We start from the raw sequence: 15,086 nt of genomic DNA on the forward strand, positions 1-15,086 counted from the left end.
ATCATGGGGCTGAGGAAGTTGCCTTCGAGCTGGTTGGCGACCACGAACACCAGCACCACCAGCAGCATCTTGACGCCGCCGCCGGGCAGCGCGAGCAGCAGCGCGGGCGTCGCGCCGATGACCGGCCCCAGGTAAGGCACGATGTTGAAGATGCCCGCCAGGAAGCCGATGGCCGCCGCACTGGGAATGCCGATGATGGTCAGGCCCAGCCACACCATTACGCCGATGGCGGCGGCGATCAGAATCTGACCGCGCACGTAGCCGCCGACCGAGGTGCCGACCAGGGTGCTCAGCTCCAGCACGCGCGGCTGCCAGGGGCGCGGAAAAGCGCGGAGCAGCGAGGCGTTGATGCGGGCGTAGTCCAGCATCAGATACACGCTCATCAGCAAAATGAGCACGATCTGCGCGATCACGCCGCCAATCGAGACGAGGCCGCTGAACAGGGTGCCGCCCGATTGCAGCGCGTTTTGCAGAATCGGCCCGATATTCTTGCCCAGGTTCTGCACGTAGGTCTGAAGACTTTCGGTCATCTTGGCCTGAAGGTTCTCGGCCCCCGGCACGCCCCGGTCCCCCAGCCAGTGGGCGACGCGCTCGGTGACGTTGCCCAGGTTGCCGATCTGTTCGGGCAACTTGGAAAGCAGGTCCACGAACTGAGACGACACCGTGACCATCAGCGCCCCCAGCATGATGAACAGCCCCAGGAACAGCAGCACCACGAAAAAGGCCCCCAGACCGCGCTTGACTTTGCCCTTTTCGAGCCAGTTGAGCAGCGGGCTGGCGAGGTAGGCGATCAGGAAGGCGACGGCAAAGTCCACCACGACCTCGCTGACCACATTGAACAGGCGGTACGCTAGATAAAAGCCCAGCAGAAAGACGATCAGCCGCACCCAGGGATTTTTCCAGGCGTACTGAAAGGCGTTAGGCCCTGAGCGGCTGGGCATCATAAGACGCCTCTGACGACCAGCGAGCAGTCAGGCCGGGAAAGAAGACGGGGAAAATTCATCATTTTCAGTATAGAGGTGACGGCCACATGAAATTCAACGGATAAGTAGCTGGCGGGTATAAACTACATTATCAGACGCCTTGACCCTGCCCTTACCTCAGAAGACGCCGCAAGGCTTCAGAAACTGTTGTTCGCAGACCATGTCCTCCCTTGCGAACGAAAGCGGTACTTTGCCCTCTGGCATGCCCATCAGGGACTTTCCTCATATCAAATTGAGGCAATGGGCATCATGACCTCGCCACGAGTCCGTCGCGTCATCGCCCTTTACCGTAAGGGTGGCCTGGACGCGCTTAAGGAGCGCGTCCACCCTGGACGTACAAGCCGCTTCACGCCTGAAATTGCTCAAGATGTGCGTACTCTGCTTGCTCAGGGCGACCGAACGTGGAACACTCGGACCCTCTCCGAATACCTTCAGGACAGGCATGGCGTCACGCTGAAACGTTCTGCTCTCAACGCTCAACTCCACCGCCTCAACACCAGTTGGCAACGAACCCGATTGGTCGTCGCAGGTGAAGCAGACCCCCAGGAGAAGCAGGACTTCGAGGACACCCTTGAAGTCGCAAAAAAGGGGCTTCTGAAGGGTGGCTGAAACTCCTCTTCCTTGATGAAGCGGCCATCTGGTTGACCCAACCGAATACATATACCTGGCGTGAAGTGGGGCATCCGATGGAAGTGCCGACGAGCAAAGCTCGTGGTATCACTGCACGACTCAACCTCATGGGCTGTGTGGACTACATCAGTGGCGAGGTGCAGTACAGGGAGATTGAAGGCAATACCAGCGGCCAAGACACGAAAAATTTCATTCAGACGTTGGCAGAGCAAGCCGATCCGGCTTGCCCAACGATTGTCTTTGCTGACCGTGCCAGTATTCATACTTGTAATGTTGTCTTTGCGGAAAAGGAAAACTGGAAAAAATGCGGCCTTATCGTAGTTTACCTGCCCCCATATAGTCCCGAACTAAATCCGATGGAGGGCAAGTGGCGGCAACTCAAATACAACGACCTGCCAGAGCGTCATTTCGAGAACAAGGAGGACTTGAGGCGTGGCGTTGGCGGCGCAAACTGGGGGGTAGCTGTATGATGCAGTCTATACCCGGTAGCTACTTAGCTGGTGGAAGTCATGAAGCCAAAAACCGACTGAGACATGGCACACTAGAAAGTGACATTAAGGCTGATCGAAGATTTTCTACTAATCTTTAGTCAGTCCAAGAACTGGCTCATACGTTAAGCTACGCTCTCAGGAGGCTCCCATGAAGAAAACTTTCACTACTCTGACTCTGCTGCTCACCGGCACAGCATTCGCTGGCGGCGGTAACGTTCAGCCCATTACCACGCCCGTTGCAATCGTAGCTCCCAAAGCCACCATCAGCGTCGCCTGCTCGCAGGGCACCTGGGCCAAGGCCGCGATTGACCTCGTGACCCAGAAGGGGCTGTTTATCGGCTACCCCGACGGCAAATTCGACTGGTGCAGCGCCATTACCCGCCAGGAAGTCGCTCAGGTGCTGGCTCGTCTGCTTTCGCAACTGCCTGCTAACCAGGCCACTTTCGACACCACCGAACTCGGTACCCTGCGCAAGGGACTTCAGGACGCTCAGGCTGGTCTGGACGAACTCCGCGCTGCCCAGGCCGACCAGGCCAAGGCCATTGAGGACCTGCGTGCCCAGATCGCCGCTCTACAGGATCAGCTGAAGAACATGCCCGCTGCCGGTGCTGGCGCGGTCGGTGCCGTTGGCCCCCAGGGACCACAGGGTGACGTTGGTCCTGTCGGCCCCGTTGGTCCTCAGGGACCCCAGGGGGCACAGGGTGTCGCCGGTCCTGTCGGCGCCGTCGGTCCCCAGGGTGAACGCGGTGAGAAGGGCGATCCCTACATTCCCCCCGCCGCTCCCTTCCGCTACGGCAACTACATCGGCGCTGCCGCCTACGGCGTCATGACCGACCCCGTTCAGGGCTACATGGGCCGCGTCGAAGTCGGTAACGATCAGGTACTCGGCAGCTTCGGTGTGCGTGTTACCGGCGACTTCAAGATCAAGGACAACAACGACAGCAATGGCACGAACTACACTGGCACGCCCGGCAACAGCCTCAGCGGCGCAGTGACCTACCGTGGCACTACTGGACGCGTTGACGGTCTCCTGGGCGTCGGTGCAGGCTATAACTTCGACCAGAAGGCCCCCTTCGGCGAACTGTCCATCGGCGTTGATTACCGTATCGTTGATCATGTGGCTATCTTCGGTGAGGCCCGCCAGCATTATTACTTCAACACCGGCAACAACTTCCCCAACATCAGCAGCGTCACTGCTGGTCTGAAGTTCCGCTTCTAAGCTGTTTTAAGGGGCGGCTGGGGAACTGTAGGCGGCAGCCCGTTATTTTCTCCAAGATACGCTCCGCCAGGTTTGTCTAAAGCCAAACTTGGTGGTACCTATACGGATTCCGCGTAGTCAACAAAAACAGACGCCAGTCCGTATCAGAGCAAGTCAAATGTCCCTGGGTTCACCTGGGGGCATTTTTTCGGTTCTTCAGTTGGTCTGGCCGTGCTCCTTACCTGTAAGGCTCAATGCGCACCTATACGGCAGAAATCTAGAGCATTTTGCAGAAAGATGGTGCTCTTTTTATGATCTTTTTGCCGAGTGGAACGAGTCAAAAAAAAGAGCAGGACGTAGAATGAAGGGCGCGGCGGTGTTGTTCCGACGTGCCCACAATTCGGAGAACGGCTCTAAACTGAAGTCCAGATCAGTTCAACTGCTTTTGTCTGTCGCTGGGTAACATTCCAGCATATTCCAGTGTCAGGTCTTTGAGGATGCGGTGGGCGAGCGCGAGTACGGCGTCCTCAGAAATTTCAGTGAGGGCGAAGACCCCTCTGTAACCGTAATCACCGTGGAATTCCTGCCCCTGGCGCCGCACCCGCACCAGCACTTCGCACAGGCCCAGGCGGAACCAGGCCGCGTGATATTCACCGACAGGCGGCGGGCGCAAGCATTGCCCCGGGTCGGCGACGGGTTCTACCGAGACGTTATGGAGCGGCTGACCAGGCCCGCCCACCCGCCGCAGCGCCTGATATAGTGCGCCGAGCAGGGCTTCGCAGGCTCCGCTGTCGGCTTGGCGCGCCGCCGCCTGCTCAATCATGGTGGCCTGAAGAATGTCGAAATCGCTCATACGTTCTGTGTGCCTATCATGCCGCGCTTAAGCGGAACAGGCTGTAAGACGCGTTCCGTTTGTGGGAACTGCGGGGCAAAGAATGAAATGCTGCGGCCACGAGTCACCTCATTCGGAGGGCTGCTATCGCCATCCGTAGGGGACGAGGCGCAGGCACCCCCGGCCCGGCAGCCTCACGCCTGACCCGCCGCCCCGCTTCCACTGCCGTTTGGGTTGGGGTTGAGGGGATGATCTGCGAGTCCGCTCGGGGCAAGGGATGCAACCATGCAGGTGCTTAAGCACCCGTGTATAGGGAAACCGTTGCGGCGGTCGTTGACCTTACGCTGGGTTACGGGCTGCGGCAAACTGCTTCTGGGCACTGCGGTCACCGGGGAATTTAACATACTGACCGGTAACTTCCAGTTCCCAGCTGCCGCGCTGGTCGTTCCACTCGGTGTCCATAATGTTCATAAAGCCCTGGCGGTGGCGGTCGTCCAGTACAGGCGCGATCACTTCGACGCGGCGGTCGAGGTTGCGGCTCATCCAGTCGGCGCTGCCGAAATACACTTCCGCTTTACCGTCGTTGCCAAAGGCGTACACGCGGGCGTGTTCCAAATAGCGGCCCAGCAGGCTGTGAACCCGGATGTTTTCCGACAGACCGGGAACGCCGGGGCGCAGGCAGCACACGCCGCGCAAAACCATCTCGATTTTGACGCCTGCCTGCGACGCTTTATAGAGCCCTTCGATCATGCCGGGGTCGGTCAGCGAATTGAACTTGAGGCGCACCCAGGCTTCCTTTCCGGCGCAGGCATGTTCGGCTTCACGTTCCAGCAGCGCCATAAAGCCGCTGCGGGCCGTGTCGGGGGCAACCAGCAGGTGCGCGTACTCGGCCTCGGCGTACCCGGTCAGGTGGTTGAACAGTTCGCCGACATCCGCGCCGAGTTCGGCGTCCGCCGAGAGCAGGCTCAAGTCGGTGTACAGGCGGGCAGTCTTGGCGTTGTAGTTTCCGGTGCCGATGTGGACGTAGCGCCGCAGCCCCGACTCTTCGCGCCGCACGATCAGCGTGACTTTGGCGTGGGTCTTGAGGCCCGGCACCCCGTAGACCACATGCGCTCCGGCCCGTTCCAGTTTGCGTGCCCAGCTGATGTTACGCTGCTCGTCAAAACGGGCCTTGAGTTCGATCATGGCAACGACCTGCTTACCGTTCTCGGCGGCGGTTCGCAGTGCGCCCAGCAGTCTGGGGTCGTCGCCAGTGCGGTAAAGCGTTTGCTTGATCGCCAGCACCTGCGGGTCAAGCGAGGCTTCTTCCAGAAAGTTCAGCACATTAACAAAGCTGTCGTAGGGGTGGTGCAGCACCACGTCCCCGGCCCGCAACGTCTCAAAAATGCCGCCTTCCTCGTCGCCGTCGAGATCGGCAATGGCAGGCTGATAGTCGGGATACGCTAGGTCGGGCCGCTTCACCGGAAGGCCCATCAGGTCACTGGTGCCGAGGGGGCCTTCGAGCACAAAGATGTCGGCGGGGTTGAGATTCAGCTTGTCCTGAAGGTATTTCAGCAGTTCATCGGGGGTATCGCGGATCACTTCGAGGCGCACGGCAGACCCGAAGCGGCGGCGGCGCAGCCCGTCCTCGATGGTCGCCAGCAGGTCCTCGGCTTCTTCTTCCTCGAACTCGTAATCGGTGTTGCGGGTCACGCGGAACAGGTGGGTGGACAGCACCTTGCGGCCCTTGAACAGCTCGCTAATGTGCGCGGCGATCACGTCTTCGAGCATCAGCAGCGATTCCCCTATCATCACCACACGCGGCAAAATCCCGACCGGAATCTTTACGCGGGCAAATTCGGCCTCCTCACCCTTGCGGCCCTTAAGGTGAACGCCCAGGTTCAGGCTCAGGTTGCTGAGGTAGGGGAAAGGATGGCCCGGATCGACGATGAGCGGCGTCAGCACCGGCTGAATTTCCGAGAGGTAATGCTCGTGCAGCTGCGCCCTGGTCTTCTTGTCGAGATCGCCCACCGACGTGAACTTGACGCCCTGTTTACGGAGCGCCGCCAGGGTGTCCTGGGCTGCCCGCTCGATTTCGCGCAGCATGACGTGGGTATGGTCGCGCACCAGTTTCAGGGTTTCGCGCGGCAGCAGACCGTCGGGACTGGGCACATGCACGCCCGCCGCGATCTGGCGGTGAATCCCGGCCACGCGCACCATAAAGAATTCGTCGAGGTTGCTGCCGCAGATGGCCGCGTATTTCAGGCGTTCAAGCAGCGGGTTGCGCTCGTCGCGGGCCTCGGCCAGCACCCGCTCGTTGAAGGCCAGCCACGACAGTTCACGGTTCAGGAACTGGCTCTGCGGATTGGCGACGGTGCTGAGCGTATGCACCAGCTGATCGGTCGCTGGGTTACTGTCCGCTGGAGGCACCTTCTCGGGCGTCTCTTTGGCATTTTTAAGCTTCTTTGTTTCTGGAGCTTCAGTGGGCAAAGTATTCACTCCTTTGAGTCTTACAGGGCAGATGTCTGGCCCAAGTCAGGCCGGGCACAAAAGCGGCCACCGCGCAGTTGGTAACCCGGCAAATGCCCAGAACAGGAGAGCGCTCCTGGCCCCTGCATAGTGTTGTCCTGTTGGTCAGATTTTCTTGAAGAGCAGCGCCGCGTTCTGGCCGCCGAAGGCAAACGAGTTGCTCAGCGCGTACTCGACCTGCTGCTGGCGTGCGCCTTCGGGGATGTAATCGAGATCCAGCTCGGGGTCCTCGTCGCCGCTGAGGTTGATGGTCGGGGGTAGAATGCCGTCCTGGAGGGCCTGCGCTACGGCAATCGCCTCGACCGCGCCCGCCGCGCCCAGCAGGTGCCCGGTCATGGATTTGGTGCTGGAAATCGCCAGTTGCGCGGCGTGGTCACCGAAGACATGCTTGATGCCCTGGGTTTCGTGCAGGTCGTTGAAATAGGTGCTTGTGCCGTGCGCGTTAATGTAGCCGACCTGCTCGGGGCTGACGCCAGCGGTACGCAGCGCCATTTTCATGGCCAGCTGTGCGCCCGCGCCTTCCGGGGCAGGCATGGTGATGTGGTGCGCGTCGGCGCTAACGCCAAAGCCCACGATCTCGGCGTAGATGGTCGCCCCGCGTGCCCTGGCGTGCTCGTACTCTTCCAGCATAACCACGCCCGCGCCCTCGCCCATCACAAAGCCGTCGCGCCCTTTTGCAAATGGGCGGCTGGCATGTTCGGGGTCGTCGTTGCGGGTCGACAGGGCCTTCATTTTAGAAAACCCCCCGATCGCCATGGCCGTGATCGAGGCCTCGGCCCCGCCCGCGATCATAAGGTCGGCCAGCCCCAGCTGGATGTAGCGTGCCGCCTCCCCGATGGCCCCGGTTCCACTCGCGCAGGCGGTGACGACCGTGCTGCTTGGCCCCATTGCGCCGTACTTCATGGCGACGTGTCCGGTGCCCATGTTGGCGATCTGCATCGGAATGAACATGGGCGAGATGCGCCCCGCGCCGCGCTCGACGTAGACGCGGGCCTGATCCTCAAAGGTCTTCATGCCGCCGATGCCGCTGCCGATCAGGGTGCCGGTGCGTTCGCCGCGCAGTTCTTCCGGGCTCAGGCCGCTGTCGGCCACGGCCAGCGCCGCGCCTGCCAGCGCCAGTTGTACGTAGCGGTCGAGCTTGCGGGCCTCACGGGGGTCGACCCATTCGTCCAGACTGATCCTGACTTCCCCGGCGATTTTGCTGGCCGTGTCCGTGTCTTCGAAGTGTGTGATCGGGCCAATGCCGCTTTTTCCGGCCCGTTGTGCCTGTGCGAACTCGGCTGCGCCGACGCCGATGGGGGTGACTGGGCCAAGCCCCGTGATGACCACCCGCTTAAGTCCTGTTACGCTCATGTCGCCTCCACGCCAGCAAAACAGCACACTGGAACACTGAAAAATGAGCAGAACACGGCTCTCACCGCGTCCTGCCCGCCTGTACTCATCCGGTCAGCGGCGAGTTTACTTCTTGCTCTCAATGTAATCGATGGCGGCCTGAACAGTACGGATGTTCTCGGCCTCCTCGTCGGGAATGGTCACGCCAAACTTATCTTCCAGGCCCATGATCAGTTCCACGGTCTCCAGGCTGTCGGCCCCGAGGTCTTCTACGAAACGGGCGGCGGGCACCACTTTCTCGGCGTCTACCCCGAGTTTGTCCACGATCACATCTTTTACGTCATCAAATGTAGCCATTTTGTTCCCTCCTGTCCTTAAAGTCTGCGACAGTCTACACGCGCCGCAGAGGCTAGGCCCCTGAATGTGAACGAGGTGCAAAAAATGCAGGTTAAAGCTCGGCCCCTTCCAGGGTGGCGACGCCGTGTTTTAGGGCGTACAGCGCAGCCTGGGTGCGGCTTTCCAGGCCCAGTTTGCCTAGCAGGCGGCTGACGTGGGTCTTGACGGTGGCCTCGGACACGTCCTGTTCGCGGGCGATGTCGCGGTTGCTGTGGCCGTGGGCCAGCAGTTGCAGCACGGCGGTTTCCTTGGGCGTCAGGGCCTCGCGCATCTCCGGGCTGCGGAAATCGCGGACCAGTCGCCGCGCCGCTTCGGGGTGCAGCCGCACTTCACCCCGCGCCGCCGCGTGAATGGCTTCGGCCAGCGTGTCACTGGAGGCGTCCTTGAGCATGTAGGAAATCGCCCCGGCTTCGATAGCCCCGTTAACCTTGTGTTCCTCCAGGGTGCTGGTCAGAGCGATGATTTCGGTGTCGGGGAGCCGCCTGCGCAGCTGCCTGGTCGCCGCGATGCCGTCCATCACGGGCATCATCAGGTCCATGACCACCACGTCGGGGTGCAGGCGCTGGGCCTCGGCCAGGGCTTCCTCGCCGTTGGCGGCCTCGCCCACCACCTGGATATCGGGGTCCAGCCCCAGAAAAAGGCGCAGGCCCTGGCGCACGACGGCGTGGTCATCGACAAGTAGAACGCGGACGGTTGGATTCATCTGGAGCCTCCTGGGGCGGGAGAAGTCGGATTCTGGGCGTGGGACAGGCTTGGGTTCGCGGCTGGAGCCGAGGAAGGCGAAGGGAGAGCCGGGTCGTTGAGCTTGAATTTGCCGCTGCTGGTGTCCACGAAAATGTCGAGCTGCGGCGCGGTGGCCGCCGGAGTGCCGGGCGGCAGCAGCAGGGTATCGCGGTCAGTAAAGCGCACCCGCACCCGCAGTTGTGGCGGCACGCTGAGGCTCACGTTGCCGCTCTGGGTACGAATATCCAGGTTGCCCGCCGAGAGCCTGGGCACAGTGACCGTCACATTGCCGCTCAGGGTGGTCAGGCTGCCCCGGTTGATCTTCTCGGGCACAATGACCTGAATATTGCCGCTCAGGGTGCCTGCATTGAGGACGTCCAGCACCGCGCCCGCCAGCTTCAAGTCAAGGTCGCCCGACACACTGTTGATCCGCAGGGCTTCCGGACTGGCTCCAGGCAGGGCACTGACCTCGACGCGCCCGCTGCGGCTGACCACCGCGTAAGGCCCCCCCGGACGCCCCGGCAGGGTTAGGCTGGTGCGGCCACTGTCGCTGCGGGCCGTCAGCGCCCGGACACGCAGGGTTTGCAGGTTCAGCGTCTGGTTGCCGCCCACCGTGAAGGTGCTCAGCGACAGCGGTACGCTGGGCGAAAGCCGGATCGCCAGCTGGTGCTGGTAAGGCTCCGGTTCCGTAACCACCACCCCCTGATCTTTCAGCGACTTAACGTACAGCCGGACGGTGTAGTTCACGTTGCTGCCCTGCCGCTGCGTAGTGACCTTGACTGGGTTGCGGGCGCGGTGACTGGCCTCGCCGCGCAGCAGGGCCGGACTCTGCTGGCCCAGCGCCCCGAGGCGGATATTGGCGCGGTTGCCCTCGAAGCGCAGGGTGGCCGAGCCAACCAGGTCACCCGGCAGCGGCCCGTCGAGGGGAACGTCGAGCAGCGTGCTTACGGCCTGCAATCCGGGCGTTGGCCTGACGGAAATACCGTGCCAGGTCACGACTGCGCCGACCAGCGCCAGCGCCAGCCCTAGCGACATCCGCGTCAGTACCGGCAGCAGCGGTCTGGGTTCGGGGACGCGAATCATACCGGTTCCGGGCGTGGAGTTGGCGACCCGGTGCCGCGCCGGGTTGTTAACGAAACAGATGGAGTCCGTATCATAAGCGCTCCACGGCGCTCATAGTGGGCGGCGTGGGCGCGGCGGGCAGGTTCAGCAAAACGGTGGTTCCTGCCGGGCCACTGCTGACTTCCAGCTCGCCCCCGATGGCCGCCGCCCGCTCGCGCATGGTGCGCTGGCCCAGGGTGCCGCGTGTCTGGCTGGCCGGGTCGAAGCCGCGCCCGTTGTCGCGCACGGTCAGGACGGTCGCTCCCGGAGTAGCGCGCAGTTCCAGCCAGACCTCACTGGCCCGGGCGTGCTTGACCACGTTGTGCAGCGCTTCCTGAGCGATCTTGTAAAGGTCGGCCTTGACTTTCGGGGGCAGGGCAGGCTCGGCGCTTAGGTCGGTATGCACACTCAGGCTGTGGCGGGTTTCGAGCGCGTGGGCCTGCTGCGTCAGTGCGGCTACCAGTCCGCCTTCTTCCAGCGCGTCGGGGCGCAGGCTAAACAGCAGGGCCTTCATCTCGGCCACCCCGCCTTCGGCCAGCTTGATGGTGTAGTCCAGGCTGGTGTGAGTCCGGGCGGGATCTCTGTCCAGGGTCGCCTTGGCGGTCTTGGCCCCCAGGCTGATGCCGTACAGGGCCTGCGCCACGCTGTCGTGCAATTCGCGGGCCAGCCGGGCGCGTTCAAGTTCCCCGGCCCGCGCACTGGCCCGCTCGATCAGTTGCGCGGCGTGCAGGGCGGTTCCAGCATGGTCGGCAATACTAAGCAAAAAGGCCAGCTCGTCGGGCGTGGGCCGCACCCCTGGCTCATAATCCGCCCGCAGCGTTTCGCCCTGCAATCCCGCCGAAGCGGGCAGGGCCACCGGCAAAACCGCCAGCACGTCGCCCGCCGGGGTGGCCCGTATGCTGGCTTCTCCGGGCGCGGGAAGGGCGTCCAGCACTCCGGCCAGCGCGGTTGCCTGAGCGCTGCTGCTAGCCCGCACGCTGCCGTCCGCCGCAATCAGGGCAATGCTGCGGGCGGTGCTGGCCTGCTGCGCCTGCCGCGCCAGATCGGTCAGGGTGGCTTCTAGGTCGTCGCCCAGGGCCACCCGGCCCGCTGCCCGCCGCAGGGCGACCACTTCGCGCCTCGCCGCCTCGCCGCCCAGGTCGCGGGCCAGCAGCGCCGTGCACAGCCGCACCCAGACTCGCCCGATCAGGTTGACCACGCCGCCCGCCAGCAGCAGTGCCCCGGCCCCCAGCAGCAGCAGCCCCAGCACGGCCAACTGACTGGGTTGCAGGGTACTTTCGCGCCAGGCCACCTGAAAAATAGCCGGGTTCATCAGCCACAGCGGTGAGCCTAGGCCCGCCACGATCACGCTGCCCAGCGCCAGCAGCACCACCCAGCACACCAGCGCCAGCGGCAGCTGAATCAGGTGAAACAGCAGGGCGCGGTAGGTCGCCGGGTGGCTCAGGGTGGCCCGCAGCCAGGGCGTCACGCCCGCGTAGACCGGGGGCAGGGCCGGACGCAGAAATTCCAGCCCCAGCAACCCGGCCAGGGTGCGCTGTACCTCGGCCAGTGCCCCGACCAGCCACAGCACCCCCAGCAGCAGCGGCGCACCGACCATTAGCGGCAGGGTCAGCAGACTGACCACCACCCCGCCGAGCAGCAGCACCCAGATGGCCGTGCCTGCGGGCAAACTGAGAAAAATGTACAGGGTCGTTAGGTAGGTTCGCGCTTCCAACAGGTCGGAAAACGGCCCCTCGCGCCGCACTGCCTGAAGTTCTTCGCGTAGTCCCATCGCTCCCATCATGCGACGAAATGTACGCCGTTGCCGAGGCGCGGGCATCCTTCAAAAGGCGCAGGAGAAGCTGCTACAGGTACGCGGCGCGGTGTCAGCAGGCGGGCCAGGAGCAGGCAGACCAGTAAGGAACACACGGGAAACGGCAAATTCGCCGGGCAATACAGAGAAGGTCGGGCCATGCCGCACGAGTTCACGCCTGGCCCGCCGCCTCTGCTAAACTGGTGAGCGTTGCCGATTGCGGCCCCCTGAGTCAGCTGCTCCCATGGCAGCTGGGCAGAGGCGGCCCCGGCCCCCAAATCACAGCAGGAATCTAAGGAGAAACATGATCAGCGTAACTGAACTGCGTAACGGCACCAAAGTGGAAATGGACGGCGGACTGTGGGAATGCCTCGACTATTCGCACCTCAAGATGGGACGCGGCGGTGCGAAAGTGGTTACTAAGTTCCGCAACATGGAATCGGGCAGCATCGTCGACCGCACCTTCAACAGCACCGAAAAATTGCAGGACATCTACGTCGAGGGCAAGAAGATGCAGTATCTCTACCCCGACGGCGACGACTACGTGTTTATGGACATGGATACCTTCGATCAGGTACACCTCGGCAAGAACATCGTCGGTGACGCCGCCAAGTTCATGAAGGAAAACACTGAGGTCGAAGTGGCGATGTACGGCGAAAAGCCCCTGAGCCTGACCCTGCCCAACCAGGTGATCCTCAAGATCGTCGAAACCGACCCCGGCGTGCGCGGCGACACCGTTTCCGGCGGCACCAAGCCTGCCAAACTCGAAACCGGCGCGACCGTGCAGGTGCCGCTCTTCGTCGAGCAGGACATCGAAATCAAGGTCGATACCCGCACCGGAATGTACCTCAGCCGCGCCTGAATCCTGGCCAATGCCTGAGCCGCCTGCCGAAGCCAGCTTCGGCAGGCGGCTCTTCAGTTTGACCAAGGCCGCCGTTTGGGGCGCAGTTCCAGAAATGGCGTAATTATGCGTGCTGCTCTAAAACGGCATTTTATATTAGACTGCGTTCAGATAGACAATCGTTAGGCAGGCGGTAACACCCCGAGTGGATGTTGGCGCGGCATCATGTAGGGCAGTTCAATTTAGCAAGGAGGGGCCATGAACCCGGAAGACCTGAAACAGATTCTCGAAGCGCTTAGCAGCGCCGATGTACGCGAGTTCAACCTGACCACCGGCAGCTTTGCCCTGGAACTTAAGCGCGGCCCACAGCAGTTTGCCTCTCCCGCCCCAGCAGCGTTTGCGGCCCCCGCCCCCGCGCCGTTGTATGCCCCCGCTCCGGCGTCAGCAGCGGCTCCCGCAGCCGCCAGCGCTCCGGCAACTCCCTCTGCTCCCGGCGCCCCGGCAGCTACGCCCGCCCCCAGCAAGTCCGCCGAAGCTCCCGCGAGTGCCCCAGCTCCGGTTGCCGAAGCCAAGCCTGCCGCCAAGGGGCAGCCGGTCAAAGCTCCTATCGTGGGCACCTTCTACGCTTCCAGCAGCCCCGAAGACAGCCCTTACGTCAAGGTCGGCGATACGGTCAGCGCTGGGCAGGTGCTTTGTATCATCGAGGCCATGAAGCTGATGAACGAAATCGAAGCCGAGGTCAGCGGCGTGGTGCGTGAAATTCTGGTCAAGAACGCCGAACCGGTGGAATACGGCCAGACCCTGTTCATCATCGAGTAAAGCCGTCTAAGGGTCTAAGAGTCAAAAAGTCTAAGAGCATAGGCTCTTGGCTTAGGCTCTTAGGCTCTTAGACCTCTTACCGGAGGCAAGCCATGTTCAAGAAAATTCTCATCGCCAACCGGGGCGAAATCGCCCTGCGCGTCATTCGAACGGCCCGTGAAATGGGCATCAAGACGGTCGTGGTCTACTCCACCGCCGACGAAAACAGCCTGCCGGTGCTGCTGGCCGATGAATCGGTCTGCGTGGGGCCGCCCGCCAGCAACCAGAGTTACCTGAATATCCCCAATATCCTCTCGGCGGCCCTGATGACCGGCGCACAGGCTATTCACCCCGGCTACGGCTTCATGGCCGAAAACCCCGACTTTGCCGAGATGTGCCGTGACCACGGCATCGTCTTTATCGGCCCGACTCCCGAAAGTATGCGGGCGCTGGGCAGCAAAGCGGGCGGGCGCGACATCGCCGCGCAGAGTAACGTGCCTACCGTACCCGGAACTGGCGTGCTACAAGATGTGGACGCGGCTTTGCTGGCCGCCAAGCAAATCGGCTACCCGGTGCTGCTCAAGGCGTCGGCGGGCGGCGGCGGACGCGGTCAGAAGGTCATTCGCACCCAAGAAGAGCTGCAAAAAGGCTTTAATCAGGCCCAGGAAGAGGCGCGGCTGTACTTCGGCGACCCCGCCATCATCATGGAAAAGTTCCTGGAGGAGTTCCGGCACATCGAAGTGCAGGTCATGGGCGACGGCAAAGGCCACGTCATTCACGTTGGTGAGCGCGATTGCAGCATTCAGCGCCGCAACCAGAAACTCATCGAGGAAGCGCCCAGCAGCCTGCCCCAATCGCTGCGCCAGGAGATTCTGGACGCCGGGGTACGCCTCGCCAAGTTTGTCAATTACGCCGGAGCCGGTACGCTGGAATTCATTATGGACCGCGACGGCAACTACTATTTCATGGAAATGAACACCCGTATTCAGGTCGAGCACTGCGTTTCCGAGATGATTAGCAGCCTGGATTTGGTCAGACTGCAAATCGAGATCGCCGCCGGAATGGGCCTGAACATCCAGCAAGAAGACGTGATTTTGCGCGGCCACGCCATCGAGTGCCGCATTAATGCCGAAGACCCCGACAAGGATTTCCGTCCAGCGGCGGGCAAAATCGACGACGTGCATTTCTCGGGCGGCGCAGGCGTGCGGGTTGACACCCACGTGTACAGCGGCTACAGCATCCCGCCCCACTACGACAGCCTCATCGGTAAGCTAATCGTGTGGCACGAGGACCGTGACAAGGCCGTGGCACGCATGAAACGCGCCCTAGAAGAGACCGTGATTCAGGGGCCAAAGACCACTATCCCGCTCTATATCAAAATCATGGACAACCCGTTTTACAAGCGCGGCGCGGTCATGACCAACTTCCTGAAAACGCGCATGGAGATGTAGAGACACGTTC

General features: G+C 62.2%; 14 protein-coding genes. 6 read left to right on the forward strand and 8 right to left on the reverse strand.

The features are described from left to right. Positions 1-941: AI-2E family transporter (locus QZ269_RS04660; protein WP_291424797.1), on the reverse strand; the 941-nt coding region annotated here is incomplete at its 3' end. Between the two features lie 282 nt (positions 942-1,223). Here QZ269_RS04660 and QZ269_RS04665 point away from each other — a divergent pair. The 3 genes from QZ269_RS04665 (at position 1,224) to QZ269_RS04675 (ending at position 3,323) form a co-directional block, all read left to right on the forward strand. Beyond that, complete coding sequence (locus QZ269_RS04665) at positions 1,224-1,592, forward strand: helix-turn-helix domain-containing protein (protein WP_291424799.1); 369 nt, start codon at positions 1,224-1,226, stop codon at positions 1,590-1,592. Beyond that, positions 1,589-2,083, forward strand: coding sequence for a transposase (locus QZ269_RS04670; RefSeq protein ID WP_291424847.1), 495 nt, complete (start codon positions 1,589-1,591; stop codon positions 2,081-2,083). Before QZ269_RS04665 ends, QZ269_RS04670 begins: the two co-directional genes overlap by 4 nt. A 169-nt stretch (positions 2,084-2,252) precedes the next feature. Then, positions 2,253-3,323: a collagen-like protein gene (locus QZ269_RS04675; RefSeq protein WP_291424801.1), complete on the forward strand. Its 1,071-nt coding sequence runs from the start codon at positions 2,253-2,255 to the stop codon at positions 3,321-3,323. 409 nt (positions 3,324-3,732) lie between these two features. Here QZ269_RS04675 and QZ269_RS04680 read toward each other — a convergent pair whose 3' ends face one another. The 7 genes from QZ269_RS04680 to QZ269_RS04710 all read right to left on the reverse strand — a co-directional run bounded on the left by QZ269_RS04680 (position 3,733) and on the right by QZ269_RS04710 (position 11,977). Further along, positions 3,733-4,155 (reverse strand): hypothetical protein, encoded by a 423-nt coding sequence (locus QZ269_RS04680; protein WP_291424803.1) that lies wholly within the window; start codon positions 4,153-4,155, stop codon positions 3,733-3,735. Positions 4,156-4,473: 318 nt separating this feature from the next. Beyond that, a complete protein-coding gene (gene ppk1 / locus QZ269_RS04685) occupies positions 4,474-6,543 on the reverse strand; it encodes a polyphosphate kinase 1 (RefSeq protein ID WP_291424849.1) in 2,070 nt (689 codons plus the stop codon). A gap of 204 nt (positions 6,544-6,747) precedes the next feature. Continuing rightward, a complete protein-coding gene (fabF, locus tag QZ269_RS04690) occupies positions 6,748-7,995 on the reverse strand; it encodes a beta-ketoacyl-ACP synthase II (RefSeq protein WP_291424805.1) in 1,248 nt (415 codons plus the stop codon). A 105-nt stretch (positions 7,996-8,100) separates the two neighbouring features. Then, positions 8,101-8,331, reverse strand: a complete 231-nt coding sequence (acpP, locus tag QZ269_RS04695; RefSeq protein ID WP_291424807.1) for an acyl carrier protein — start codon at positions 8,329-8,331, stop codon at positions 8,101-8,103. 91 nt (positions 8,332-8,422) lie between these two features. Next, positions 8,423-9,073: a response regulator transcription factor gene (locus QZ269_RS04700; protein WP_291424808.1), complete on the reverse strand. Its 651-nt coding sequence runs from the start codon at positions 9,071-9,073 to the stop codon at positions 8,423-8,425. Next, entirely contained in the window at positions 9,070-10,176 is a 1,107-nt protein-coding gene (locus QZ269_RS04705) for a DUF4097 family beta strand repeat-containing protein (RefSeq protein WP_291424810.1), read from the reverse strand. The genes QZ269_RS04700 and QZ269_RS04705 overlap by 4 nt, the downstream gene beginning before the upstream one ends. A 70-nt stretch (positions 10,177-10,246) precedes the next feature. Next, the gene (locus tag QZ269_RS04710) at positions 10,247-11,977 is read right to left on the reverse strand and encodes a sensor histidine kinase (protein ID WP_291424811.1); all 1,731 of its coding nucleotides are present in this window, start codon (positions 11,975-11,977) and stop codon (positions 10,247-10,249) included. A 313-nt stretch (positions 11,978-12,290) separates the two neighbouring features. Between QZ269_RS04710 and efp the strand changes: the two genes are divergently transcribed. The 3 genes from efp (at position 12,291) to accC (ending at position 15,076) form a co-directional block, all read left to right on the forward strand. Next, on the forward strand, positions 12,291-12,848 hold the full coding sequence (gene efp, locus QZ269_RS04715) for an elongation factor P (RefSeq protein WP_291424813.1): 558 nt from the start codon (positions 12,291-12,293) through the stop codon (positions 12,846-12,848). Positions 12,849-13,085: 237 nt separating this feature from the next. Then, entirely contained in the window at positions 13,086-13,646 is a 561-nt protein-coding gene (accB, locus tag QZ269_RS04720) for an acetyl-CoA carboxylase biotin carboxyl carrier protein (protein WP_291424815.1), read from the forward strand. A gap of 92 nt (positions 13,647-13,738) precedes the next feature. Then, a complete protein-coding gene (gene accC / locus QZ269_RS04725; RefSeq protein WP_291424817.1) occupies positions 13,739-15,076 on the forward strand; it encodes an acetyl-CoA carboxylase biotin carboxylase subunit in 1,338 nt (445 codons plus the stop codon). The last annotated feature ends 10 nt before the right edge of the window (positions 15,077-15,086 follow it).

This window comes from Deinococcus sp. (assembly GCF_018260405.1).
Lineage (GTDB): Bacteria > Deinococcota > Deinococci > Deinococcales > Deinococcaceae > Deinococcus.

What these genes read in the sequence shown, in the direction of transcription:
- QZ269_RS04665 (WP_291424799.1), top strand. Translation starts at nt 1,224, where the DNA reads ATGGGCATCATGACCTCGCCACGAGTCCGTCGCGTCATCGCCCTTTAC.
- QZ269_RS04675 (WP_291424801.1), top strand. Translation starts at nt 2,253, where the DNA reads ATGAAGAAAACTTTCACTACTCTGACTCTGCTGCTCACCGGCACAGCA.
- QZ269_RS04680 (WP_291424803.1), bottom strand. Translation starts at nt 4,155, where the DNA reads ATGAGCGATTTCGACATTCTTCAGGCCACCATGATTGAGCAGGCGGCG.
- fabF (WP_291424805.1), bottom strand. Translation starts at nt 7,995, where the DNA reads ATGAGCGTAACAGGACTTAAGCGGGTGGTCATCACGGGGCTTGGCCCA.
- acpP (WP_291424807.1), bottom strand. Translation starts at nt 8,331, where the DNA reads ATGGCTACATTTGATGACGTAAAAGATGTGATCGTGGACAAACTCGGG.
- QZ269_RS04700 (WP_291424808.1), bottom strand. Translation starts at nt 9,073, where the DNA reads ATGAATCCAACCGTCCGCGTTCTACTTGTCGATGACCACGCCGTCGTG.
- QZ269_RS04705 (WP_291424810.1), bottom strand. Translation starts at nt 10,176, where the DNA reads ATGATTCGCGTCCCCGAACCCAGACCGCTGCTGCCGGTACTGACGCGG.
- QZ269_RS04710 (WP_291424811.1), bottom strand. Translation starts at nt 11,977, where the DNA reads ATGATGGGAGCGATGGGACTACGCGAAGAACTTCAGGCAGTGCGGCGC.
- efp (WP_291424813.1), top strand. Translation starts at nt 12,291, where the DNA reads ATGATCAGCGTAACTGAACTGCGTAACGGCACCAAAGTGGAAATGGAC.
- accB (WP_291424815.1), top strand. Translation starts at nt 13,086, where the DNA reads ATGAACCCGGAAGACCTGAAACAGATTCTCGAAGCGCTTAGCAGCGCC.
- accC (WP_291424817.1), top strand. Translation starts at nt 13,739, where the DNA reads ATGTTCAAGAAAATTCTCATCGCCAACCGGGGCGAAATCGCCCTGCGC.